General features: G+C 49.3%; 26 protein-coding genes. 15 read left to right on the top strand and 11 right to left on the bottom strand.

Annotated elements, in window-relative coordinates:
* Nucleotides 1-223 precede the first annotated feature (223 nt).
* The 4 genes from GX441_10555 to GX441_10540 all read left to right on the top strand — a co-directional run bounded on the left by GX441_10555 (nucleotide 224) and on the right by GX441_10540 (nucleotide 4,334).
* The gene (locus tag GX441_10555; GenBank protein NLI99084.1) at nucleotides 224-772 is read left to right on the top strand and encodes an HDIG domain-containing protein; all 549 of its coding nucleotides are present in this window, start codon (nucleotides 224-226) and stop codon (nucleotides 770-772) included.
* Nucleotides 773-848: 76 nt separating this feature from the next.
* A complete protein-coding gene (locus tag GX441_10550; protein NLI99083.1) occupies nucleotides 849-1,394 on the top strand; it encodes a hypothetical protein in 546 nt (181 codons plus the stop codon).
* Between the two features lie 2 nt (nucleotides 1,395-1,396).
* Nucleotides 1,397-2,287 (top strand): glycine--tRNA ligase subunit alpha, encoded by an 891-nt coding sequence (locus tag GX441_10545; protein ID NLI99082.1) that lies wholly within the window; start codon nucleotides 1,397-1,399, stop codon nucleotides 2,285-2,287.
* The gene (locus tag GX441_10540) at nucleotides 2,277-4,334 is read left to right on the top strand and encodes a glycine--tRNA ligase subunit beta (GenBank protein NLI99081.1); all 2,058 of its coding nucleotides are present in this window, start codon (nucleotides 2,277-2,279) and stop codon (nucleotides 4,332-4,334) included. The genes GX441_10545 and GX441_10540 overlap by 11 nt, the downstream gene beginning before the upstream one ends.
* A gap of 87 nt (nucleotides 4,335-4,421) precedes the next feature.
* Here GX441_10540 and GX441_10535 read toward each other — a convergent pair whose 3' ends face one another.
* The 8 genes from GX441_10535 to GX441_10500 form a co-directional block, all read right to left on the bottom strand.
* The gene (locus tag GX441_10535; protein ID NLI99080.1) at nucleotides 4,422-5,378 is read right to left on the bottom strand and encodes a hypothetical protein; all 957 of its coding nucleotides are present in this window, start codon (nucleotides 5,376-5,378) and stop codon (nucleotides 4,422-4,424) included.
* Nucleotides 5,379-5,460: 82 nt separating this feature from the next.
* A complete protein-coding gene (locus GX441_10530; GenBank protein NLI99079.1) occupies nucleotides 5,461-6,942 on the bottom strand; it encodes a Fic family protein in 1,482 nt (493 codons plus the stop codon).
* A 42-nt stretch (nucleotides 6,943-6,984) separates the two neighbouring features.
* Complete coding sequence (locus GX441_10525; GenBank protein ID NLI99078.1) at nucleotides 6,985-8,142, bottom strand: DUF935 family protein; 1,158 nt, start codon at nucleotides 8,140-8,142, stop codon at nucleotides 6,985-6,987.
* 124 nt (nucleotides 8,143-8,266) lie between these two features.
* Nucleotides 8,267-8,599 carry a helix-turn-helix domain-containing protein gene (locus GX441_10520; GenBank protein NLI99077.1) on the bottom strand — a complete coding sequence of 111 codons (333 nt, stop codon included), beginning with the start codon at nucleotides 8,597-8,599 and terminating at the stop codon, nucleotides 8,267-8,269.
* Nucleotides 8,600-8,614: 15 nt separating this feature from the next.
* Entirely contained in the window at nucleotides 8,615-8,965 is a 351-nt protein-coding gene (locus GX441_10515) for a hypothetical protein (GenBank protein NLI99076.1), read from the bottom strand.
* Nucleotides 8,929-9,234, bottom strand: coding sequence for a hypothetical protein (locus GX441_10510; protein ID NLI99075.1), 306 nt, complete (start codon nucleotides 9,232-9,234; stop codon nucleotides 8,929-8,931). Before GX441_10510 ends, GX441_10515 begins: the two co-directional genes overlap by 37 nt.
* 23 nt (nucleotides 9,235-9,257) lie before the next feature.
* Nucleotides 9,258-9,815, bottom strand: coding sequence for a hypothetical protein (locus GX441_10505; protein NLI99074.1), 558 nt, complete (start codon nucleotides 9,813-9,815; stop codon nucleotides 9,258-9,260).
* Nucleotides 9,812-10,279 (bottom strand): hypothetical protein, encoded by a 468-nt coding sequence (locus tag GX441_10500; GenBank protein ID NLI99073.1) that lies wholly within the window; start codon nucleotides 10,277-10,279, stop codon nucleotides 9,812-9,814. The genes GX441_10505 and GX441_10500 overlap by 4 nt, the downstream gene beginning before the upstream one ends.
* 207 nt (nucleotides 10,280-10,486) lie before the next feature.
* Between GX441_10500 and GX441_10495 the strand changes: the two genes are divergently transcribed.
* Nucleotides 10,487-11,140: a LexA family transcriptional regulator gene (locus GX441_10495; protein NLI99072.1), complete on the top strand. Its 654-nt coding sequence runs from the start codon at nucleotides 10,487-10,489 to the stop codon at nucleotides 11,138-11,140.
* A 198-nt stretch (nucleotides 11,141-11,338) separates the two neighbouring features.
* Here GX441_10495 and GX441_10490 read toward each other — a convergent pair whose 3' ends face one another.
* Genes GX441_10490 through GX441_10480 form a run of 3 tightly spaced genes read right to left on the bottom strand, consistent with a single transcriptional unit; the run spans nucleotide 11,339 to nucleotide 12,949 of the window.
* Nucleotides 11,339-11,851: a hypothetical protein gene (locus GX441_10490; GenBank protein NLI99071.1), complete on the bottom strand. Its 513-nt coding sequence runs from the start codon at nucleotides 11,849-11,851 to the stop codon at nucleotides 11,339-11,341.
* Between the two features lie 2 nt (nucleotides 11,852-11,853).
* Complete coding sequence (locus GX441_10485; GenBank protein ID NLI99070.1) at nucleotides 11,854-12,396, bottom strand: hypothetical protein; 543 nt, start codon at nucleotides 12,394-12,396, stop codon at nucleotides 11,854-11,856.
* Between the two features lie 10 nt (nucleotides 12,397-12,406).
* Nucleotides 12,407-12,949: a hypothetical protein gene (locus GX441_10480; GenBank protein NLI99069.1), complete on the bottom strand. Its 543-nt coding sequence runs from the start codon at nucleotides 12,947-12,949 to the stop codon at nucleotides 12,407-12,409.
* A 299-nt stretch (nucleotides 12,950-13,248) separates the two neighbouring features.
* Here GX441_10480 and GX441_10475 point away from each other — a divergent pair, with 299 nt between their 5' ends.
* The 10 genes from GX441_10475 to GX441_10430 all read left to right on the top strand — a co-directional run bounded on the left by GX441_10475 (nucleotide 13,249) and on the right by GX441_10430 (nucleotide 20,113).
* Nucleotides 13,249-13,983 (top strand): hypothetical protein, encoded by a 735-nt coding sequence (locus GX441_10475; protein ID NLI99068.1) that lies wholly within the window; start codon nucleotides 13,249-13,251, stop codon nucleotides 13,981-13,983.
* A 44-nt stretch (nucleotides 13,984-14,027) separates the two neighbouring features.
* On the top strand, nucleotides 14,028-14,405 hold the full coding sequence (locus GX441_10470; GenBank protein NLI99067.1) for a head decoration protein: 378 nt from the start codon (nucleotides 14,028-14,030) through the stop codon (nucleotides 14,403-14,405).
* A gap of 9 nt (nucleotides 14,406-14,414) precedes the next feature.
* Nucleotides 14,415-15,428 (top strand): major capsid protein, encoded by a 1,014-nt coding sequence (locus GX441_10465; protein NLI99066.1) that lies wholly within the window; start codon nucleotides 14,415-14,417, stop codon nucleotides 15,426-15,428.
* 14 nt (nucleotides 15,429-15,442) lie between these two features.
* Nucleotides 15,443-15,658: a hypothetical protein gene (locus GX441_10460; protein NLI99065.1), complete on the top strand. Its 216-nt coding sequence runs from the start codon at nucleotides 15,443-15,445 to the stop codon at nucleotides 15,656-15,658.
* Entirely contained in the window at nucleotides 15,636-16,085 is a 450-nt protein-coding gene (locus GX441_10455; protein NLI99064.1) for a DUF1320 family protein, read from the top strand. The genes GX441_10460 and GX441_10455 overlap by 23 nt, the downstream gene beginning before the upstream one ends.
* Entirely contained in the window at nucleotides 16,085-17,005 is a 921-nt protein-coding gene (locus tag GX441_10450) for a hypothetical protein (GenBank protein ID NLI99063.1), read from the top strand. Before GX441_10455 ends, GX441_10450 begins: the two co-directional genes overlap by 1 nt.
* Before the next feature lie 280 nt (nucleotides 17,006-17,285).
* Nucleotides 17,286-17,444, top strand: a complete 159-nt coding sequence (locus GX441_10445) for a hypothetical protein (protein NLI99062.1) — start codon at nucleotides 17,286-17,288, stop codon at nucleotides 17,442-17,444.
* A 2-nt stretch (nucleotides 17,445-17,446) separates the two neighbouring features.
* Nucleotides 17,447-19,291: a hypothetical protein gene (locus GX441_10440; GenBank protein ID NLI99061.1), complete on the top strand. Its 1,845-nt coding sequence runs from the start codon at nucleotides 17,447-17,449 to the stop codon at nucleotides 19,289-19,291.
* Between the two features lie 13 nt (nucleotides 19,292-19,304).
* On the top strand, nucleotides 19,305-19,757 hold the full coding sequence (locus GX441_10435) for a hypothetical protein (GenBank protein ID NLI99060.1): 453 nt from the start codon (nucleotides 19,305-19,307) through the stop codon (nucleotides 19,755-19,757).
* Nucleotides 19,758-19,816: 59 nt separating this feature from the next.
* Nucleotides 19,817-20,113: a hypothetical protein gene (locus GX441_10430; protein ID NLI99059.1), complete on the top strand. Its 297-nt coding sequence runs from the start codon at nucleotides 19,817-19,819 to the stop codon at nucleotides 20,111-20,113.
* Nucleotides 20,114-20,168 lie beyond the last annotated feature (55 nt).

Raw genomic sequence — 20,168 nt, 5'->3', positions numbered from 1 at the left:
ATAGCAAATATTCGGAATATGTCAAACATTGATTGAGCGCTGTTTTTTAAAGTGAGAACGCAAGAGCCTATATTCAAAAAGCTACCCGAATCGAAATGTTGAGCAAGGAACAGGAAAATCAGGCATTATTCCTCTGCAAATATGTGTAAAAGCGCCCCTTGCCGAAGCGTTCCTTCGATATTGTTGTTGACTTCAGTGCGTTTCTCATTATTCTTAACGGATGATTACGAGAGAAGAAGCTCTGAAACTTGTAGAGCGGAAGATATCGAACGTCAACCTTCGCAAGCACATGCTATGTACCGAGGCTTGCCTTGCGGCATTTGCCCCGAGATTCGATTCCGATCCTGCGGTATGGGGTCTTGCGGGTCTTCTGCACGACGTATCATATGAAGAGGCGGAAAAAGCCGGCGACATGATGCTTCATGCTGAATTGGGCGCAAGGATTGCCCTCGAAAACGGGTTGCCGGAAGAGGCCGTGCACTCGATAAAGGCTCATGCTGGCGGTGTGCCGCGAAACACCAGTCTGGATAAGATTCTTTACGCGGTTGATCCCCTGACCGGTCTCATCGTTGCCGCCGCACTCATGCATCCGGATCGTCTTCGCGGTCTGCAGTCTTCAAGCGTTCTCAAGCGGTTTAAAGACAGGCGTTTCGCCGCAGGAGCGGATCGTGATCAAATTCTTACCTGCACCGGTTTAGGATTCGAGCTTGATGAGTTTATCTCCGTATGCCTTGAGGCGATGCGCGGAATACGCGATGAACTTGATCTTTAACATCCTGTTTTTGTCCGCTCCCCTTTTTTCCTGGGGTAGGGACTCGCTGTATCTTGACGCAACAAGGCTCGGATTTGTGAGGTATGATGCAACTTCCCGTCTTTCCTTGTGGGCATATTCGGATATCATATTTATCGAGAAGAATACAGCATCAACATGGCAGTGCGGTCTGAAACCCATCCCGCTCGCTGAACAACCCTCGATTACGGAAATCGCAGAAAAGGCAGAGATTGCACCGTTTGAATCGAATGAATATCTTGCAGGGACCACTTATTATATAGGGTCGCAATCCTACGACCCGGGTAAGAACACGGGGCCGTGGTCTAAAATAGACAATATACTCTCAAGGCTGGCGCCAACCTCGATTATAGCCGTTTCAGATTCCGCGCCCGGAAGCGTGACGTCTTGCGTGTACGGCCAGTTCTACTCGGGCGATGTGCCGACTTTCAGAAGCGCCTCCGGCGTCTTCGAACTCAAGGCCCCGGAGCCGTCCGTTCGAGTCAAGGAATACCTGGAAAGCCAGGCGCAAAGGATAGGGCTCGATTATAACACTCTCTCAATCGAAGGCATTCTTTATTTCCAGGGCGGGTTGCCGCTTTTCTTCTACGTGATAGAGAAGTAGATATGCCGGAAACATTATCGTTCCAGGAGATAATCACGAGACTCCAGGCATACTGGATGTCCAAGGGTTGCCTTCTCATGCAGCCCTACTCGTCCGAAGTAGGCGCCGGGACATTCAATCCATCCACATTCCTCAGGGTTCTTGACGAGCGGCCGTGGCGCTGCGTCTATGTGGAGCCATCGAAGCGTCCCCGCGACGGCCGATATGCGGAGAACCCGCTGCGCGTCTACCAGCACTGGCAACTGCAGGCGATTCTTAAACCCGCGCCCGGAAACGCTCAGGAGCTTTATCTCGACAGCCTGCGCTCGCTTGGAATTCCTCCTGAAAAGCACGATCTCAGGTTCACCGAGGATGACTGGGAGTCGCCCACCCTGGGCGCATGGGGTCTTGGCTGGCAGGTAGACCTCGACGGGATAGAAGTAACACAATTCACGTACTTCCAGCAGGCGGGCGGACTCGATCTTCCCGTGATCCCCGTCGAATACACCTACGGTCTTGAGCGCATCGCCATGTTCCTGCAAGGCGTTGACTCTATATTCGACATCGTCTGGGGCGAGGTTGATGGAAACCGGATGACATGGGGCGACGTGTTCGGCCAGAACGAGAAGGATTTCTCCTCCTACTCCCTCAAGGAAGCAGACACCGACTATCTCCGCAAAGCCTTCGACCATTACGAGGCCGAATGCCACCGCCTCGTCAAAAAAGCGCTCGTCATGCCCGCATACGACTCTGTCATCAAATGTTCTCATTACTTCAATCTCCTCGATGCAAGGGGAGCCATCTCCGTGACCGAGCGCGCCGCAACCATACTTCGCGTCCGCAAGCTGGCAATGGCAGTTGCCAAGCTCTACCGTTTCGGTCCAGATTCTACAAAAGGGAGAAATGATGAGTGAAACCAGGACATTTCTTCTTGAGATAGGAGTCGAAGAGATGCCGGCTTCTTATCTGGAGCCTGCGGTTTCGGCACTTTCTGAAGAAATCGGCAAATCACTAGCAGAGGCGGGCGCGAGCTTCGGAGAGAAAAAAAAGATGTGGACACCGCGCAGGTTGTCCTTGATTATCGCCGACGTCGCCACTGAAAGTGCCGCAAGACAGGAGGAGCGCCAGGGGCCGCCGGCTAAAGTCGCAAAGGACGAAAATGGAAAATGGACTGTAGCCGCTAAAAAGTTCGCCGAAAGCATGGGCGTAAAAGAATCCTCACTCTTCATCAAGGAAACGGAGAAGGGCAATTACGTTTGCGTCAAGCGCAAAACGGGCGGCGAACCGACTCGCGACACGCTATCCCGGCTGTTGCCCGGAATTCTGGGAAACCTGCCATTTTCCAAAAATATGAAGTGGCCTCAATCCGCCGGCGTTTCGTTCGCTCGACCCGTTCGATGGCTGTGCGCCCTCCTTGGAAATGAGATTATCGAGTTCGAGTTTGCAGGAGTGCGCTCCTCAAACATTACCTGCGGTCACCGCTTTGCCCATCCGGAATCAATCGCGATTGACAATCCAGATGAATATGTTCAGAAACTCCATGATGCCTACGTCCTCGTCGGCCGCGAGGAGCGAAGGTCGGCGGTAATAAAGGAATTGTCCGGAATGGCGAAAGAGCTCGGCGGCGAAGTTGTTTCCAACGAGGATCTCGCGGAGGAGGTTACAGACCTCGTGGAGTATCCCAAAGCCCTGGACTGCCGCCTCGGCGGCTTCATCGATTTGCCCAGAGAGGTTCTTGCAACGGCGCTGGCTAAGCACCAGAGAGCGTTCGTCGTCGAGAAGGAAGGAAAACTCCTGCCTTATTTCCTGGTTGTGACCAACGCACCCGGGCTCGAGCCGAAGCTCGCCCGGCCTTGGTTCGAACGCATGGCGATATCGCGGCTTGAGGACGCCGATTTCTTCATAAAAGAGGATCTCGAAAAAGGCCTCGATGCGCTCGTTAAGGAAGAGGTGCGCGTCGAATGGATTAAAGGCATTGGCTCTCTTGCTCAAAAAACTGAGTGGCTCAAGGAACTGGGCTCGCATATCGGGAAGTCAATCCCCGATTTTAACCGCTCTGTCCATGAACGCGCCGCCTACTTGTCCAAGGCCGACCTCCTGTCCAACCTCGTTCGGGAGAAGGAGTTCACGTCGCTTCAGGGTATTGCAGGGGCAATCTATGCGGAACGCCTTAAGGAGCATCCCGCAGTCTCTGCCGCTATTCGTGAACAGTATACAGACTCGCCATCTACGCTTGAAGGCGCCGCTCTTGGAATCGCCGACCGTCTGCTCAACATCGCGGCGACCTTCATCAGAGGCAAGCCGCCCAAGGGGTCATCCGACCCTTATGCCGTGCGCAGGCAGGCAACCGCCATCATCAAGATGCTGGTAGATAAAAAGATTCACGCAAATATTAAAGACACTTTATCTCACGCACTCGTTCTTCTTGGAAAGCAAGAAGATGCGCTGTTAGATCAGTTGCGTAAATTCCTCGAGGACCGTCTAGAGTTATATCTTAAGGATCTCGGTTTTGCATACGACTGGGTGGATGCGGTGGCGGCTGTTGCCGGGCATGACCCATACGACGCCTGGCTGCGTCTTTCCGCTTTCTCGGAACTGCACAAGACGGAGGAGTTCAAGCTTGTGGCAGTCGGGCAGAAAAGAGTGGCAAACATAACGAAAGCGCTCGAACACGCGCTCGTTCCATCCCCTGAGCGTTTCACCGAGGAGACTGAGAGGGTTTTGTGGTCCGAGGTTTTAAGAATAAAGCCAGAACTCCAATCGGCATGCGAATCAAGGATTTACCGCAAGGCGCTTGAACTTCTGCTCTCGATTCGCCCGGCAATCGACAAGTTCTTCGACGATGTATTCGTTATGGTCGAGGATGAAGGTCTCCGTATGAACAGGCTTAGCTTGCTCAACGCCGTTAAACAGGAGTTTCTCAGGGTCGCCGATTTCTCGAAGATAGTAGCTGAACAATAAAATTAAGCAGAAAAAGGCAGCACCCGATTGCATAATATGCAACCGGGTGCACTAAAAACGCGCCCCACCGCGCGTCCGTAGGTAAATTTATTTAGGCGGCATTGGATTCCACACTGGGTTCCGGTTGTAGTAGATGTTCTTTACTATGGTATAGTCTTCCTTGCCGTCCACTCTCCGCACAGCGATGTACATGTAGTCCCAGTCCTTGTGCTTGTACTGGTATGCAAGCCACAGACCGTCGGGCGATATCGAGGGGTTGCCCACGGAGTAGCCTTCCTTTGAATCGTCAAGCAAAGTGGTTACGTTTGAGCCGTCTTCCGCATTCATGACGAATATGCTGTAGAGCTTGTCTTCGCCGATGTTGACGCTGTCAAGACGCGTCGAAGAAAATACTATGTATTTTGAGTCCGGCGTCCACGCGGGATTCACATCCTCGGCCGGATTGTCGGTTAACTGGAATGATTTCTTTGATGCAAAGTCATACACGAATATCTCAGACTGGCCCATCACGTATCTCGAGTAAGCAAGCTTTTTGCCGTCGGGCGACCAGCGCAGGGAGACCTCGTCCTCAGGCGTGTTTGTTATACGTTCGGTTTTCTTTGTAGCTAAGTCCATTATGAAAATGTCTTTCTCAGGCAGACCTCTGGATGTGAGAATCGTCGAGGAGTATGCTATTTGCTTGCCGTCCCATCTCATTGCGGGATACAAATCGTCGTAATCGTTCTTGGTCAATCTTGTTTCACCCGAACCATCAGGATTTGTGAGGTATAACTCGTAATTGCGGTCACGGGTGCTGGCAAACGCTATCTGCCCTGTCGGGCACCAGTCCAAGTACATGTTTTCGACATCCTGGCCGGATGTCTTTGTAAGCTGGCGCACCTCCTTTGAGGGCAAGGTTATTACGTATATATCATGAGCGCCGTCATTTTCCATTGAACTCACGAATGCAATCTCACCTTTGAGGGTATCAGGCAGCTTCTTATCACATCCTGCGAAGAAGCTCAAAGCAACACATAAAGTAATAAAAAACGCTACTCGCTTCATACGCGCCTCCGAGTTTGTTTTATGAGTAATATAAGCCTATGTGAGTGATTGTCAAGCAGAAAAGAAGCTTAAGTTTATTTTCTTAGAGAGATTTTCGCCAGATATCTAGTCCAATTGTGATACTATCTGCGAGCCAATTCTCAAATCTTTTTTTTAATTTTTCTATATCTTCTTTATATGTAAATTGAAATATCTCTCGACAAGCTGGTTTTAAATCAGCAATTTCCTCTTCATCCTGTCTGTATTCTTTGAAAAAAACGAATGCAGAGCATGCACCAACACCTCTGAATTCAGTTCCAAGAGCATGGATTGAAACTAAAAAACTTACTTCTTGCGATTCATGTATAACCAATCTTGCCCAACTATGGTGTAGGCCTATGTTGGCAAAATAGTTGTCAAATTCTCTTGCTATTTGGACAATTTGCCATTTGTACCAATGCCATTGTTCAGGCATACTTTTGTACATTTTAGCATAATAACGTGGATCAGCTTCTTTTATAGTTTCTTCCACCTCACTAACGACTTTTTCTAATTCAATCCCAAGAATTTTCTTTAGTATGTATGCTCGTTCCTCTAAACCCTTCCTCTGAATACCGAATTCTTCCTTCCTTGCTCGAAGACGTTGAGCTACTGAATCAAGAACTTTTTTCTTTGAATCAGTTAATACGTCTTCGCTGATACTAAGTGCTTTTACAAACGCCTTTTTTTGGATTGAGACAAAAAGCTCAACTAAAGATTTTAGATCACCTTTATCGGCAACTTCTAAAGCATCTAAATATTGAACACGATCGTCACGTGTTACTACTAATGGGAACCAACCTGCTTTTATAAAAATAAGGGAAGCTAAGGCTCTTGCTACCCTGCCATTCCCATCCATAAATGGATGTATTTGGGTAAACCTGTGATGAAACCAAGCAGCTTCAACTTCAGGTGGGACTTTGACATTGTCGTGTTCGGTATGAAAGCAAATGAGTTTTTCAACTTCTGAGGCTACTTGTTCTGGTGGGCAATATTCATGAATTTGTCCATCAGGTCTTGTCGGGTTATTGGGCCATTTTTTCCAATCTCCACGTATGAGTTTTACATCGGTTTTTCTACCCATACCATTAATACCTACAGTAGTTACCTGATGACGAGTTAGTAAAAAGTGTAGTTCTTTTATGTAAGAGGTTGTTAATGGTCTTTGACTCTTTACAAAATCAAATAATCCATTAATCGCTTCTTCGTGATCTTCAATAATAGGTACAATTTCTTCAGGTGATTTATTACTAGCTCCATGGGGTATAAGAGCTTCTTTGATACCTTGTTCAATTAGTATTTCGGTTATACCGCGATCTATTTCGTATATATGTTCTATGATTCCTGTTTCAATAGACCATTTTCTCTTGAGTCTATCGAGGAAGGTCTGCCATTGTGGACTAAGCTTTAATCTTTCAGATTGTTCCTTCCAAATATCAGAGAGGGAAGCGAGATCAGGTGCCGGGAGGACCCCCCAGTTTTTTGGAAGGTCCTCAATAGGTTGCCACTTATAAGCAATTCTTTGCTTTTTTTCGTCTTTGTCCATTAGTATATGATACTTTAAGATTGTAGAAGTGTCAATACTACCTCATCCCTCCGGGAGGCCGAAGGTCTCTGCAATAAACCTTTCCGGAACCTTGTACCCCATATCAGACAGAGTTTTAAGAACTTGTGCAAATTCGGGTGTTCCCCTGGGAGGCATGTAGTCTATGACGAAGGTAGGCGCCTCGGTCTCTGGACCGTAGTTGAAGTCCACCAGCCAGCGAACGAGTGTTGAATTAATCGTTGTCTGCAGCAGCCTTGCATCGGCCGCTATTATCTCCTGGCGGACGTCGCTGTGGGTTTTTGCAGCGGCATAGGAGCCTACGTCGCCCACTTCCTGGGTAAGGGTTCCGCCCAGAACGGTTTTCGACACCTCCGAGTTCATGAAACCAAGAAGCTCCCTGAAGAAAGCGCCCTTCTCTCCGACCTCTATCGATTCAACCTCGACCTGGGTATCCTGCGGAACCGCTGCCACCGAGTCCTGCTGAAGATTGGTAAGCGCCTTCAGAAGATTGGATACGTCTGCGTCGGTAAAATGCGCCGGATAGCGGCCTATAACCGACGGAATACCGAACTTTTCCGCAAGCACCATCCAGAAAGCCTGGGCGTGTTTCTTGAAGAACCATGGCCAGTAAATAGATAAGAGAAGGGGAACTGAACATGGGATGTCGTCCTGCGGCTCGTGCCTGTGCAGAACGAACTTCCGGTCGGGAAGAGGCTTTGCCGTGCCGGTTTCAGCGTCAAGTAGCTTGAGCGCGGAGCCCGGCTCTACTATGAAGCGCTCCGGTCTTCTTGATCTCAGCGAGTCAATCCTTACGCCGTCTGAGTCAATTCTCCACATAACCTCGAGAACCGAATGTCCGTAAGGTATCGCCTTCAACAGGTGCGCCAGTCCGTACTCGAAGTTGGGGATTGCGGAAAGCGCCCTCCTGACGAACTCCGTCATTTTTTTCGCCTTTGCGGAGTCGTCCGATGGCGCAAGTTCCCAGCGTCTTCCTGCAACCCCTGCCCGTCTGGAACGAAACACGCTCTGTATGTGCGGATCCTGCATCATCTCCTCGAAGACGTCCCAAAGGCCTCTTCCCTCATGACGTTCAACAAAAGACTGCGTCGATACCGGCATATTAGCGAGGATTCCGCTCATCCACGCCGACGGCACGTAAGGATTGCTGAACTCCTTTTCATTAGGTTTTAAAATTCTCATATCTCAACCTCCAAAATCAGTGCGCCTCTACCGGGAGAAAACGCAACTTGTTTTCCTTCACCTTGCTGTTTCCCTTATAGCTTACGAGATATTCCCTTTGCGCGTATCAAGTTAAACCTGAATCCTACAGGCATGGAAGAGACCGTACATAATTCTCGAGCTCATCCGGTTCGATGCGGTAACTGTTCCCTAAAATCGAAGCTTTGATTCTTTGTGAGCGTATGAGTCTGAGAACGGTTGAGTACGAGCATGACAGTATTCTTGACGTTTCCCTGACGTTTAGCGTGCTCCGGAAACGTTCTTTTCTGAATGCAAGACGTTCAACCTCATCCGATTGGATTCGAACTCCGCCACGGAACTTTACCGCTTTTATCCTGCCTTCATAAATGGCGGCATATAAAGAAAAGGGATGGCAGTGGAGAATTCCTGCAGCTTCTTTGACTTTCAAAAGATTCATCTCAGTCTCCCAAGCTCAATCCGATGTCTCCGTTTTTACCGAACCTTGTTCCGTTCTGGATGAAGAATTCAGTTTTTCTGCGGCGCCGCCCTGAGAAGCGATGGCGTCTATCAGAACCGCATAATTCTTCAAGTGCAGGAGTTCATTCTCAAGCTCAGCGGACTTTGCTTTAAGCACGCTTGTCTCAGACCAGATTCCCGAAATTTTAGACAGGGCAAGGGTGTAGCCAAAGGTAAAGGATGCGAGTCCAAGGGCCAAGGCAAAAAGGGCCGCGGACGCTACCGCGGAGAAACGCAGCAAGACGCCGCGGCCCTTTTTCTTTCCGGCTGTCACGGCTTGCGCCCTATTGTTTTCAATGCCTTCCATAGACCTGCTGCAACTCCTCCAGAGAAGACGCCTTCAAGAAGCAGTATTGCTGCCGGAGTGACTTGCGTCGACATTCCAATCCTGGAAAAGAGCAGCTCAACAAGGTACATAAGACCGCCAAGGGCCGCTCCCACCGCTAAAGCGAATGCCGTGTTGAGCCATCCTTCGGTCTTGAGCCACGTTTTAAGTTTTTCTACAATCGCGGCCACGATAACGGAGCCAAGGATTGTCGTTCCGAAGAGATTGAGGGTCAGTTCTTCACCCCACATTATTCCTCCTTTATTTCTTGTTTTTATTCACCGGTTGTTTTTGCTATTCCTAAAAGCGATGCCTGGAACTCCCTGAGCCTTTCCGCAAACCATAGAATCGCCTCCTGAAATTCAGCGCTCATATGAATTCTTGAACGGACATCGGGCGTTATCGAGGCCCACCATGCTTCGAAGCGTTCGGCAAGTGAATCAAGCTCGAGAAAGAAATTCAAAAGACCTCGGCTAAGATATTCTTCCACGGAGAAAGCGGTGTCCGTTGCGAAGTCAGCGAGTGTTGAATAATCGTCTTGGACGAATTTTCCATCGTAGGAACCCTCATCCGAATTCTTTCGCTTAAAACCCCTTGCATGTTTCTGGTTCCTGCTTCGAGAGTGCTCTTTAATGCAAAGCTGCCTGTCTTCTTTCCACTTAGAGAGTTTTTCTATATACGGTATGTCATTAAAGCAGTCGTGACACTCTGCAGGCGATACTACCCGCTTGTTCTTGAGGCAGTAAAAACTCTGTTTCGCGATAGCCTTGTCGAGCTCTCTTCTTTTCAATGCTATCTCAGCCTTCACTTCCTCAATCTTTCGTCCGTTCAAGGTGCCTCCTTTTTCGTGACGGCATAGAAGCTCTCTCTCCGCTCCCTTCGGATGCCGATCTTCCTCAAGGAGTTCTCATCGAGTCTTGCCAGTGCCTGGCGATCGAGTTCCTGCTTCAATCTAAGGCAGTCGCCAAGACCGTGTTCGACAAGCTTTCTGATTGTTCTTTGAGGATGAGGTATATCCAGACTCCATACTGTACGCAGACCTATTCTGCCGGAGGACAGTATCAGTGAGCGCCCGGGCCCGGCTGAGCGTCTCAAGAGCCGCTCAAGCTCCTGACGGAGGAGCTCTGCCTCCGCCAGGAGCCCGGCGCTTTCTTCCCCCATCCTCTCTTCATATTTTCTTATCCTGTCCTCAAACTTTTTCCTGATTCGTTCAAGACGATCTTCGATGAAGGCAATTCGCTTGAGCATCCTTTCGGCATCCTCGCGGATAGTGAGGTTATCCTTTTTTGTTCTCATGCTTCACCCCTTGACAACTTTCGTTTCCATGGGTATAATCACCTGAATGGATTCAATCATTGTTGGGATTATAACCCAAAAGGGTGAATTGTCAAGAGTTATATTTTTAAGTTGCAACTTTTTGGGTTATTTAGGAAGTTTTCCACATCCGTATGGGGACAAAAATGTTAAGACTTAGCTTTTTATATGCCCTAAAGGAGAGCGATTATGTTCACTGATCAGAACTCCGATAAGATTGTTGGGCAGCGAATACGCGAGGGGCGCAAGGCGAGGTCGCTTAATCAGCAGGAGCTGAGCGATAAGCTGAAGATACATAGGAATTCCCTGGTACGCTACGAACGCGGCGAGCGAAGCGTTGATGTGGAGCTTCTCGTACGTATCGCCAAGGAACTCGGCATATCCCTGCAGTGGCTTCTGACAGGCGAGGGAGAGATGCAGACCGCACCGGATGTACCCGAATCGGAAAAGCTGCCCGTAAGATTTATCCCCGTACTCGGGCATGTGCCTGCAGGATTCCCGCGCTATACGCCCGAGGTTGTACTTGAATACTTGCCCGTGCCGTCGACCACTGCAAGGCATCCTCAAGCCTTCGCTTTGATTATTCAAGGGGATTCAATGGAGCCAAGGCTTTCTCAGGGCGACAGGGTTATTGTCTGTCCGGATATTACACCTCCGAATCGGGCAATAGTCGTGGCGCTTGTCGAGGGAGAGACTACCATTAAGGAACTCAAGATAACAAAACAAGGCAACAGGGAAATCTACATGCTCGTTCCTGCAAATACCGATTATTCGCCTTACGTTCTTGGACTGCACGATAGAATCATTGGACGTATTGTAGCAGTTCAGAAGATGCTTGAATGATTCACCCAAAGAATCCACCATGTGGATTCTTTGGGGACCCTAGTCGGAGGAGACGAATGACTGAAGAACAACCGAAGTTTCTCGCGGTGCTGCCGTGGTTGCCAAGGTTAAGAGACAAGGTCGAAATAGGTCCTTTTGTTTTCTGGCGCCGGTCTTAGGATAAAGAAAACTGCCCTCGCAATTTTCTTCAATCGGCTGTTAAAGACTTCTGCTTAATGCGAACAAAGATGGTTTTGCATCCTCCGCTCCCATACATCTAAGTGCGGCAGGCTCATACTCCTTGGGTACAAGAAAAGCGATCTTGCGTTCAATAAACTGTCCCGCATCGATATTGACCTGTGGCGGAGAGGCGTTAAGGCGGGTGAATCTTTCGGAGTTGGGTTTGTATGCAAGACCCGTTTCATCCACAAGACTTACCCTTGCAGGAAAGTCGATTACTCCCTTGCCCAGGTCGTAGGACATCACATCAAGCGTGACTACAAAAAATCTCATCGCTCGAGGGGCCTTCTCCTCGCCGTTTACAACAGCAAGGGATTTCAGCTCTTCTACCTTGACAATCCGGAACTGCAGTTTTCCGCTCGTTCCCCAATCTGAGAAATCGACGAGCTTTGAAGTATCCGGAGCCTCATAGTCAGCCACGGAGTCCGCCTTTGCGCAACCTGCAATAAGCATTGCTATACCAATTATTCCGGCGGCTTTGCCAGCCTTCATTACTATCCTTCGTCTACAAAAACAATCTTCCATGCTTCTCCCTCTTTGACGAGATTGGTCGTTTCCATTAATCTTACCAGAGGAATCCTGCCTTCCTTCAGGGCTTGCGTCTGGGCTTTTATCATGAACAAGGCGTACTCCTGATCCTTGAGGCCAAGCCGCTGTGATTCAGCATAAGCTTCGTCGGGAAACCACTTCGGGTCAGGTATCGTAAGTACGAGATCTGCATTAGCCCTGCCTCCTTGAACGGCTACGTTCTTTATTTCGATATTTGTCATGGTTTGATAAGCCTTCCAGTATTCCTTGATTTCGGGTATGTTGCTTGTACCGAATCCGACTTTCTCGGCATATTTGCGGTAAGTTATTCTGTTTCGGCTTTCGCTATCAAGCATGTCGTATGCTGAGCGAGTCGCACCCTGGTAGATATAACCCCAGTATTGAACCACCGCGCTGCGGACCGCAGTCGATTCATCCTTTGCAGGGCACGCCACCCAGAGAAATGCAGCCCCGCAGGCAATCGAAACTAAAAATGCTTTCCTTGTCATTCTTTTCCTCTCATTCGTATATAAGGTGCCAGTTAAACCATTCCCACGCAAGCCTTAGCGTAAGATGCATGATAAGCGGTCTGTAATGTTTGTTTCTTATCGCCTTTGTACGCTCTCTCAAAAGCCACTCGTTGCGGGCAAGCGAATCCTTCTGTCCGAATAACGAATCCGCCTTCGGCAGAAGCGTTGTTCTGTTCAGGTTCGGAAGGTCGGGTATGGTCAGCAGAACTTCAACAACAGCCGTATCGCCCGATATCATTGCAGGTCCAATGCCGACGCTGCATGCGGGCGCGTACGCCTCAAAAAAGCTGTCCTTAACGGCCGTGCGTTTCGTTCCGAAGGCGATGTTTTCCGCATATTCCTTATACTTAAGTCTTCTCTTGCTCCTGCCCGTTAGCATTCCGTACGCTTTCCGCGCGTCACCCTTAAAGACGCGAGTCCAGTAGTCGTTAACGAACTTTTTCGCGCCGTCCGAATCCTTTGTGGCGCATCCTGTCCACAGGCATAGCACCAACAGCATAAGCAATGAGAATCTTAGACATCTAGCACTCATAACCCTAAGGATACTCTTGTGCGCCGCGGCGTCAAGCGGCGCTTGAGTCAAGGATGGGCCCCGATTCAACGCATCATTTGGATAAAGAATGCACGACTTAACGCATCAAGAGAAGTCAGGTTTCAATGGCTTCCCAGAATCACGAGCATAATGGGATCATTGTGGAAGGAATGGAGTCTGTATAAGAGAACCGACTTGAGGCGTCCGCGAATCGGCTGAACGAGGTCAGAATTCTATGGCTCTCGTCAGGAATCCGTAGATAATACGGGCATGGCGAAGAAAAGGAAGGAGGTCAAGACATGGCCATTGATGAAAAGTTCTGGCTCGTTCCGCTTGAGGAACTCGGCTTTGCACCTAGCGAATATCCCTGGAATCCCAATAGCGCTCTTGAACGGGTAAGAAAGGAGTTCGGCTACAAGGGGTTGGCTTCTTACTCCCTCATCATGAATCCAGAAAAGGATGCTGAAACTCCAGAAGCGTATCCGGCTCTAGTGGTCGATATCATCGATGGATTGCCCTTGATTGTTCCGGCAGCTCTGGAAACAGTGAAGGGAGACGTTTCCAATCTTAGCGATGATGAGCGGAAGTTCGTTCTGAAAAGATTGGATGAACTATCTTTGAGACTCAATTCAGCAACGCATCAACCAGAAGAGGGGGAGGATGAATCGCACATGAACGACAACGAAGATCAAGGCAAGGCGGAAAACGAGAAGGATACTAAAGGGCTTAATGAAGAAAGAGCGAACGAGAGCAGGGCGCTAATTGACAAATTTCTCGGAGAGGGAAAACTGCTTAAGGCATGGGACAACGAGACGCTTTTACAGTTCATCTCCGGTCTTTCCAAAGAGCCTCTGCTAGCGGCTGATGACTATGATAAAATCTCTCAATACGAATTCTTCCTCAAGCTTCTCGGTGCTATACCTTCGTTCGTCAGCCTTGAGGAGATAGCCGTTCCTGCCGCAAGGAGCGAGAACTCATTTGAAAATCTTGGCAGAAAAATAGCGAACGCTCTTAAAGAAACCAAAAAGCTATAGTCAAAAATATCCCGGAGTAAAATTCGGGATAAAGGAGGCAATAAATGGCTGAAAGCTACGGGATAACCGAAGAAAACCTTACAATAAAAAATCTTCTGTCCGGCGGGCATCCGGTCGTGCTCTACCCTATTGTTCTAGGCTCCGGCGCAGGCGAGCTTGTTTCAGGACAAGTTCTTGGCCGCAAGACATCGGATTTCAAATATTATAAGTTCTCAGCCGCTGCATCGGACGGCACTGAGACCCCTAGGGCGGTACTGGCCCGAGATACAAACGCCTCATCGGCTGACGCATCAACAACCGCTTATGTGCACGGCGAGTTCAATCAGGATAAACTTGACTGGAATTCGGCGACCAGCGGGCAGATTGATGAGGCTAAGCGCAAACTTGCCGAATTCGGCATATACGTAAAGAAGATCGGCTAGGAGGCGAACATGACAGATCTTTTTCACTGGCGTTCCCTAACCGCCGCAATCAACGAAATCCCAGCAGCGCCCTCGTTCCTTCTCGATAGGGTTTTCAAGACAAGGGTTCAGACGCTTTCCGAGGAGATTGACGTTGATGTTGTAGTCGGCGGCAAGCGTCTGGCTCCCTTTGTGTCCCCTGTGGAGGGCGGGATAGTGGTAGCCGAGCTTGCGCGCAAGATGCAGTCCGTCAAGGCTCCCAGAATAAGGCCGAAGAAGGTCCTTCAGGCTAACGATCTTCTTTCTATCCGCTCGCCTGGTTCGCATCTTTATCTTGGCGACGGCGGCGTTGAACAGTACCGCAACCAGCGCATAGCCGTTGAGCTGTCCGATCTCAAGAACATGATTGCAAGGACTACCGAATGGATGGCCGCTCAGTCCCTGCAAGGTTCCCTATCTGTAACTCAGGAGAATGTAGAGTTTTCAATAGACTATCTTCTGCCTGCGGCTCATAAACCTGTCCTGACGGGCAACGATTTATGGACAGACACTGCGAATTCAGATCCAATAGGGGACATTCTGACATGGAAGCGTCACATATCAACCGATACTGGCTACCAGGCAGATATCGCCATTGCAGGCAAGAAAGTCGTGGACGCACTTCTTGGCCATACAAAGGTCAGGGAGCTTCTTAATTACCGCAACTTCAATGTTGGAGAAATATCTGTAGGCCGTTCGAATTACATCGGTCGCCTGGTCGGGGTAGACATCTTTGAGTATGACGCAACCTATATCGACTCCTCAGGAAGCAGTCATAACTTCATTCCCGAAGAGGCTTTTATACTTGTGGCTTCAGAAGGTCCGTTTCGGATGCATTATGCGCTGATTTATGATCTGGATTCGGAAGCAGCTGCAGCTCAACCATTTTTTGCAAAGGCCTGGACCGAAAAAGACCCTTCGATGCTATGGGTGCTTGCCGAATCGCGTCCTTTGCCGGTGCCGCACTGGCCAGAATGCATCGTATTCGGCACTGTAGTTGCATAAATCCGGAGAACAGAATGTCGAAAAGGGCTTCTCGAAAGTCAAAACCGCGCGAAAAGATTAAAATTCGCTTCACAAGACCGGTTAAATCAGACGGTCGATGGTATGAAGCCGGCGAAGAAGCCTTGTTTCATGCTGAGTTGATTCGCGAATTCCTGAAGAAAGGTCTGGCTGAGAAGCTTGATGATTTGAAGTGCAAAAAGAGAGGTAATGATGCGGTATCTGACGGTTGATGAGGTAAAATCGGCTATCCCTGAGGACGTTCTTGCAAGACTAACCGACGATGATCCTGCTCATTCGATAACGCAGAAAATTACAGATGATTCAAAGATTGAATCCGCCATACTCTGGGCCGAGGCCTATGCCGATTCACAGCTGGCAAAACGTTACGTTGCGCCTCTCGATCTTGCCGCAATAGGCTCGGATGGAGCGCGGGATTTAATAAAAGAAGCCACAATCCAGATGACTATTTACCGTCTATATGCAAGAGTGGAGCAGGAAGCCGTGGCGAAGGACAAACGCGAGCTTGCAGACCGCACGCTTGCCGACCTCGCATCAGGAAAGATAGAGCTTCCCGGAGCTGAGGAACGTGCACGCGCTCGTATCCGTTATCGGGCCGCAAAGCCTATATTTTCATCCAATACCGACGAGGAGCAATAATGCCCCTGCCTTACGGTCCGATAATGCGCGGTCTTTCGGTATCATGGTGCTACGACAGGGTACAAGAGGGGTTATCGTCTCTGCAGAATCCATTTCAGGCGCTCGTGTTTGCTCCTGGAGCCAGAGTAGTGGGACGCGAAAAACTTGACAAGCGTTCGGTAACCTTGAGTCAGAGCCCGACCGCTGTTCTCCATGTTACGGGCGTAGCTCTATCTAACGCTCTCACCTGCGGCGCACCTGAGGTTATCTACAAAAGCGGAGATGAGAATATAACTATAGTTCATCCCGTTCCTCCAGGCGGAACGGAAGACGTGCGCATAGAAAGCTCGCCCCGGCATTCCGGCAACAACAAATACGCGCTCGAAATAACTCAAACAGGCATCATAGGAAATGAAACTACGCCCGGAGCCTACACACTCAAGAAAACGCCCTGGACAGGCTCGGAATGGGGCGTTCAAACCACGGTTTCTTCAGGAAACATTCCCTTAAGCGGCATGATTGAAATCGGAAACGGCTCCATGTTCGAATTCCTTACGCAAGGTTCCGATGTCGTGGAAGGCGATAGCTACTCGTGGGAAACCGAGGCTTACAGGGTAACCAACAGAACCGTAAGAGACGCCGCGGTTACTATAAAGGCCACAATCAACGCTCAGACAGAGGAGGAAGCGGCGGGTGAAGGCGGCTATCTTGATCAATTGATGCTCATGTTCCACAGGAAAGAGATAGCGGCAGAACTCTATAGCGATCGTTACGAAACCGTTACAGAGGAAATGACATCGATGAGCGTTACGACGGAAGTTGAAGGAGAAACGGTCACGTACATGATTCCTATTGTCATAAAATATACCGGGAAGGTTTTCATCGCCGATGTTTCGCCGCTTTTGACGCGCTTCGTACTCGATGAGCCTGAAATGCCTTGACAGGACACAATATGAAAAGAAGTGAAGAAATGATTGTAGAAAAGAGTGGAGCGTTGCCGGAATGGGCAAGATAGCAAACAAAAAAAGGTTCAGGCGAACCATATCCCCTTCAATGATCAGTTCTCACATTCTTTTCAGAAGGAAAGGATAAGATGCAATGATAGAGAACTCAAAGAAAAACAAAATACAGGAATCTCCGCGAGATGGAACACAACTGTCTCAATCAAACAACCCCCCCGAGGGTTGGAGAAAAGACCCTGAGGGAAAGAAGGAGGAAAGAGTGAAGGAAGAAAAAAGAACCTTTGAACGCTGGGTCAAAGACAAAAAGATAAATCATCCGGTATACCTTAGAATCATCGCCGGCTTCAGCGAGAGCTCTCTCTTGACCGAAAAGGAGTTCGATTCGGCGGTGGATAAATACCTGTTCAACAAGGAGTAAAGATGCCATTGAAGGACTTACCAGGTTATTATCCTTCCATCCTCGACGGCGGTTTGGGAGTGCTTCCGCCTTCCACTGCAGGTCTTTTCGGTGTTGTCGGCGAAAGCCAAAAAGGAACAACGCTTATTAAGTTCGCCGTTGACCCTGACGACGTTGCCGATGAATACGGACTAGGTTTGCTCAATGAAAAAGTGTACGATGCTTTTACGAACAGGGCGGTTCAGATAGGCATTAGACGTTGCACGCCCAGCATCGATGGAGTTGTATCTTCGGTTGTTCAAAAAGCCATAGGGATTCCTGCGGGAGCCTCGAAAGCGGGCGGCAAGGCTGCGGTTACCGCTGCGAAAGATGCGGGTGTCAGCAATCCTTACAACAGCCGCAAGTACATTATCCGTATTACTGCGGGCGGCAAGCTTTCCGAAGCTCGATATCGGCTTTCAGTAAACAATGGCGTGTCATGGGGTCCTGAGCTTAAATTCGTAAAGACGGGCGAAGATTCAGGGAAGCCGGTCTCAAAGATAGATATGGGCAACGGCACTTATATTCAGTTCACCGAGGCCGCATCGCCAGACGAATCCGGTAGCTTTGTTACGGGTGACCAATACCGCTGGTCAACAACCGCAGCCAGGGCCACGTCGAACGAGATACTCAATGCCGTGCAGGATCTCGTTGAATGGACCGACCCGAACGGCGGACAGGGATTTGAGTACCTCTACGTATCGACCTTCCCCAGCATCGATACAACCTCTAGGGATACAGTCAAGAACGCGATAGTAGCTTTTCTATCCGACCTTGCAAGCAAGGCCCAAAGTCTTTGGACTCAGGATTCCAGGCCCATCTGGGTCATGGTCGATATGCCTTCCATAGAGGAGACCAGACCCAATATCGCAACGTCAACAAATCCGCGCACCTGGAACGCTGATGAATGGATCGCTTTGCTTGCCGATATATCGGCCTCCAACGCTCGCGACGTTAGGATTGCTGTTAACGCAGGATATGCCCTTTTGACGCAGCAGGGCGAGATGCAGATAAGACCAGTCGGAGGCTGCATCGCAGGGCTCGTTTCCAACGCAAAGCTTCACCACTCGGTGGGCTGGGTGCGCTACATGAAGATAGTCAACTCGGTTCGCATCGAGCCCTATCACCCAAACAAAGAAGGATACAAGGAATGCGGAACCTCTGTTGAAGGAACGCTTGATTATTTCCCTGTTGTATCCTGGTCTGTGCACATGATTATCAACAAAACGACTACACAAGTAGATTTAATAGACGGCGGAGACGGAAAGCTATACGATCAGAGTACAGGAGAGCAAAGAGGCACCATCAATTACGAAAATGGGAAGTTTACCATTACAGGCGTGACTCCAGCAACTAACGAAGCTTACTATCTCTATTCTTCAAAACAGGAAATGGATAAAGGCAAGCTGGCGCAGCTCAATGACGCCCGTTACATAACCCTGAGAAACTGGATAGGCTATGGAACAATCGCGACTGACGACTGGACTTTCGCGCCAGCCACATCCGATTTCTACTGCATCCGCAACCGCCGCATCATGGACGAGTCCGTTCGCATGGTTGGAATAGCTAATGTTCCGTACACTAACTCACCCGGAATAAGCGAAAAGGATATGGCTGCATACAAGGCGGATCTTTCAAGACCTCTTGAAGCCATGAAAATCACCGAAGAAGATACTGATAAGCCCGTCATGGATTACAAGCTTACGCTGACGCCGGACGAAAACATCTGGTCAAACGGCATCGTTCACTGCAAGGTCGAGATAGTTCCCACTCCGACAAAGAAGAAGCTTGAAGCAACCTTCCAGCTAAAAACCGGAATCGAGAAATAAGAGGAGGTGAAAGATGGCTGATAGCATACTTATCAACGGCAAGGTCCATGACTGGACCGACGTTACAATAAAAATAGGCGGCTTAGATTTCACAGGTATAACCTCAATTAACTGGTCTGCAAAGAAGGAAAAGGAGCTGCAGTACGCAAGAGGCTCTGCACCTCACGGCATAGGATATGGACACCGCTCTTACACTTGCGATTTCTCGATGACGCTTGAAAATGCCGTTAATTTCGAGGCTATAGCCCGCGCAGCTGGAAAAGATGCGCTGGATTATGCTCCTTTCCTCATCACCGTCGCCTATGCCGACAAGAAGGTAGACTCAAGCGGTTTAATCAAGCCGGAGTTCAACTGGAGCGTGGTGAACATAATGGACGTTGACGTCACTGACGTAAGCGAATCGCTCGATGATGGAACAAAGAAGATAGTTCGCAAATACACGGCGGTAGCCGGTAAGATTGTCTAGAAAAATAAAAATCTGGAGGCGGCATAAATGCCGCCTCCAGAAAACACAAGGAGGAAAGAATGGCCGCAAAAGAAACACAATCGCCAATCGCCATAAGAATCGGCCAAGAGATTTACGGCTTCAAGGTGCCCGGACACGCGGAGATAAAATTCTACTACGACACAGGCTCCGAGTCCTTATACGATGCTTCGCGCAACCTCATATTGATGTGCGCTGAAGACAGAATGGCGCTGCAGAAACTTGTGGATTCGAAGCCGGCGCTGGTTCCGCAGATTGCGGTAAATTTGATGCGCGTAGCAGGCACGGGGCTTGAAGTTAAGCTTGAAAATTTTCCCAGGCCCGCCGCAGACAGCTAGACCGCAATGTGGTTCTGCAGGCGGAAACAATGATTAAACACTACTTCGGTTCGGT

Source organism: bacterium (genome assembly GCA_012517375.1).
In the GTDB taxonomy this organism is placed as follows: Bacteria; Hydrothermota; Tepidihabitantia; order B3-TA06; family B3-TA06; genus JAAYVC01.
Note: the sequence above shows the minus strand (reverse complement) of the source record. Positions and strands in the feature narration are given on the sequence as shown.

What these genes read in the sequence shown, in the direction of transcription:
- GX441_10450 (NLI99063.1), top strand. Translation starts at nt 16,085, where the DNA reads ATGCCCCTGCCTTACGGTCCGATAATGCGCGGTCTTTCGGTATCATGG.
- GX441_10540 (NLI99081.1), top strand. Translation starts at nt 2,277, where the DNA reads ATGATGAGTGAAACCAGGACATTTCTTCTTGAGATAGGAGTCGAAGAG.
- GX441_10455 (NLI99064.1), top strand. Translation starts at nt 15,636, where the DNA reads ATGATGCGGTATCTGACGGTTGATGAGGTAAAATCGGCTATCCCTGAG.
- GX441_10510 (NLI99075.1), bottom strand. Translation starts at nt 9,234, where the DNA reads ATGTGGGGTGAAGAACTGACCCTCAATCTCTTCGGAACGACAATCCTT.
- GX441_10475 (NLI99068.1), top strand. Translation starts at nt 13,249, where the DNA reads ATGGCCATTGATGAAAAGTTCTGGCTCGTTCCGCTTGAGGAACTCGGC.
- GX441_10460 (NLI99065.1), top strand. Translation starts at nt 15,443, where the DNA reads ATGTCGAAAAGGGCTTCTCGAAAGTCAAAACCGCGCGAAAAGATTAAA.
- GX441_10440 (NLI99061.1), top strand. Translation starts at nt 17,447, where the DNA reads ATGCCATTGAAGGACTTACCAGGTTATTATCCTTCCATCCTCGACGGC.
- GX441_10525 (NLI99078.1), bottom strand. Translation starts at nt 8,142, where the DNA reads ATGAGAATTTTAAAACCTAATGAAAAGGAGTTCAGCAATCCTTACGTG.
- GX441_10490 (NLI99071.1), bottom strand. Translation starts at nt 11,851, where the DNA reads ATGAAGGCTGGCAAAGCCGCCGGAATAATTGGTATAGCAATGCTTATT.
- GX441_10470 (NLI99067.1), top strand. Translation starts at nt 14,028, where the DNA reads ATGGCTGAAAGCTACGGGATAACCGAAGAAAACCTTACAATAAAAAAT.
- GX441_10485 (NLI99070.1), bottom strand. Translation starts at nt 12,396, where the DNA reads ATGACAAGGAAAGCATTTTTAGTTTCGATTGCCTGCGGGGCTGCATTT.
- GX441_10465 (NLI99066.1), top strand. Translation starts at nt 14,415, where the DNA reads ATGACAGATCTTTTTCACTGGCGTTCCCTAACCGCCGCAATCAACGAA.
- GX441_10480 (NLI99069.1), bottom strand. Translation starts at nt 12,949, where the DNA reads ATGAGTGCTAGATGTCTAAGATTCTCATTGCTTATGCTGTTGGTGCTA.
- GX441_10515 (NLI99076.1), bottom strand. Translation starts at nt 8,965, where the DNA reads ATGGAAGGCATTGAAAACAATAGGGCGCAAGCCGTGACAGCCGGAAAG.
- GX441_10495 (NLI99072.1), top strand. Translation starts at nt 10,487, where the DNA reads ATGTTCACTGATCAGAACTCCGATAAGATTGTTGGGCAGCGAATACGC.
- GX441_10500 (NLI99073.1), bottom strand. Translation starts at nt 10,279, where the DNA reads ATGAGAACAAAAAAGGATAACCTCACTATCCGCGAGGATGCCGAAAGG.
- GX441_10545 (NLI99082.1), top strand. Translation starts at nt 1,397, where the DNA reads ATGCCGGAAACATTATCGTTCCAGGAGATAATCACGAGACTCCAGGCA.
- GX441_10520 (NLI99077.1), bottom strand. Translation starts at nt 8,599, where the DNA reads ATGAATCTTTTGAAAGTCAAAGAAGCTGCAGGAATTCTCCACTGCCAT.
- GX441_10430 (NLI99059.1), top strand. Translation starts at nt 19,817, where the DNA reads ATGGCCGCAAAAGAAACACAATCGCCAATCGCCATAAGAATCGGCCAA.
- GX441_10535 (NLI99080.1), bottom strand. Translation starts at nt 5,378, where the DNA reads ATGAAGCGAGTAGCGTTTTTTATTACTTTATGTGTTGCTTTGAGCTTC.
- GX441_10435 (NLI99060.1), top strand. Translation starts at nt 19,305, where the DNA reads ATGGCTGATAGCATACTTATCAACGGCAAGGTCCATGACTGGACCGAC.
- GX441_10530 (NLI99079.1), bottom strand. Translation starts at nt 6,942, where the DNA reads ATGGACAAAGACGAAAAAAAGCAAAGAATTGCTTATAAGTGGCAACCT.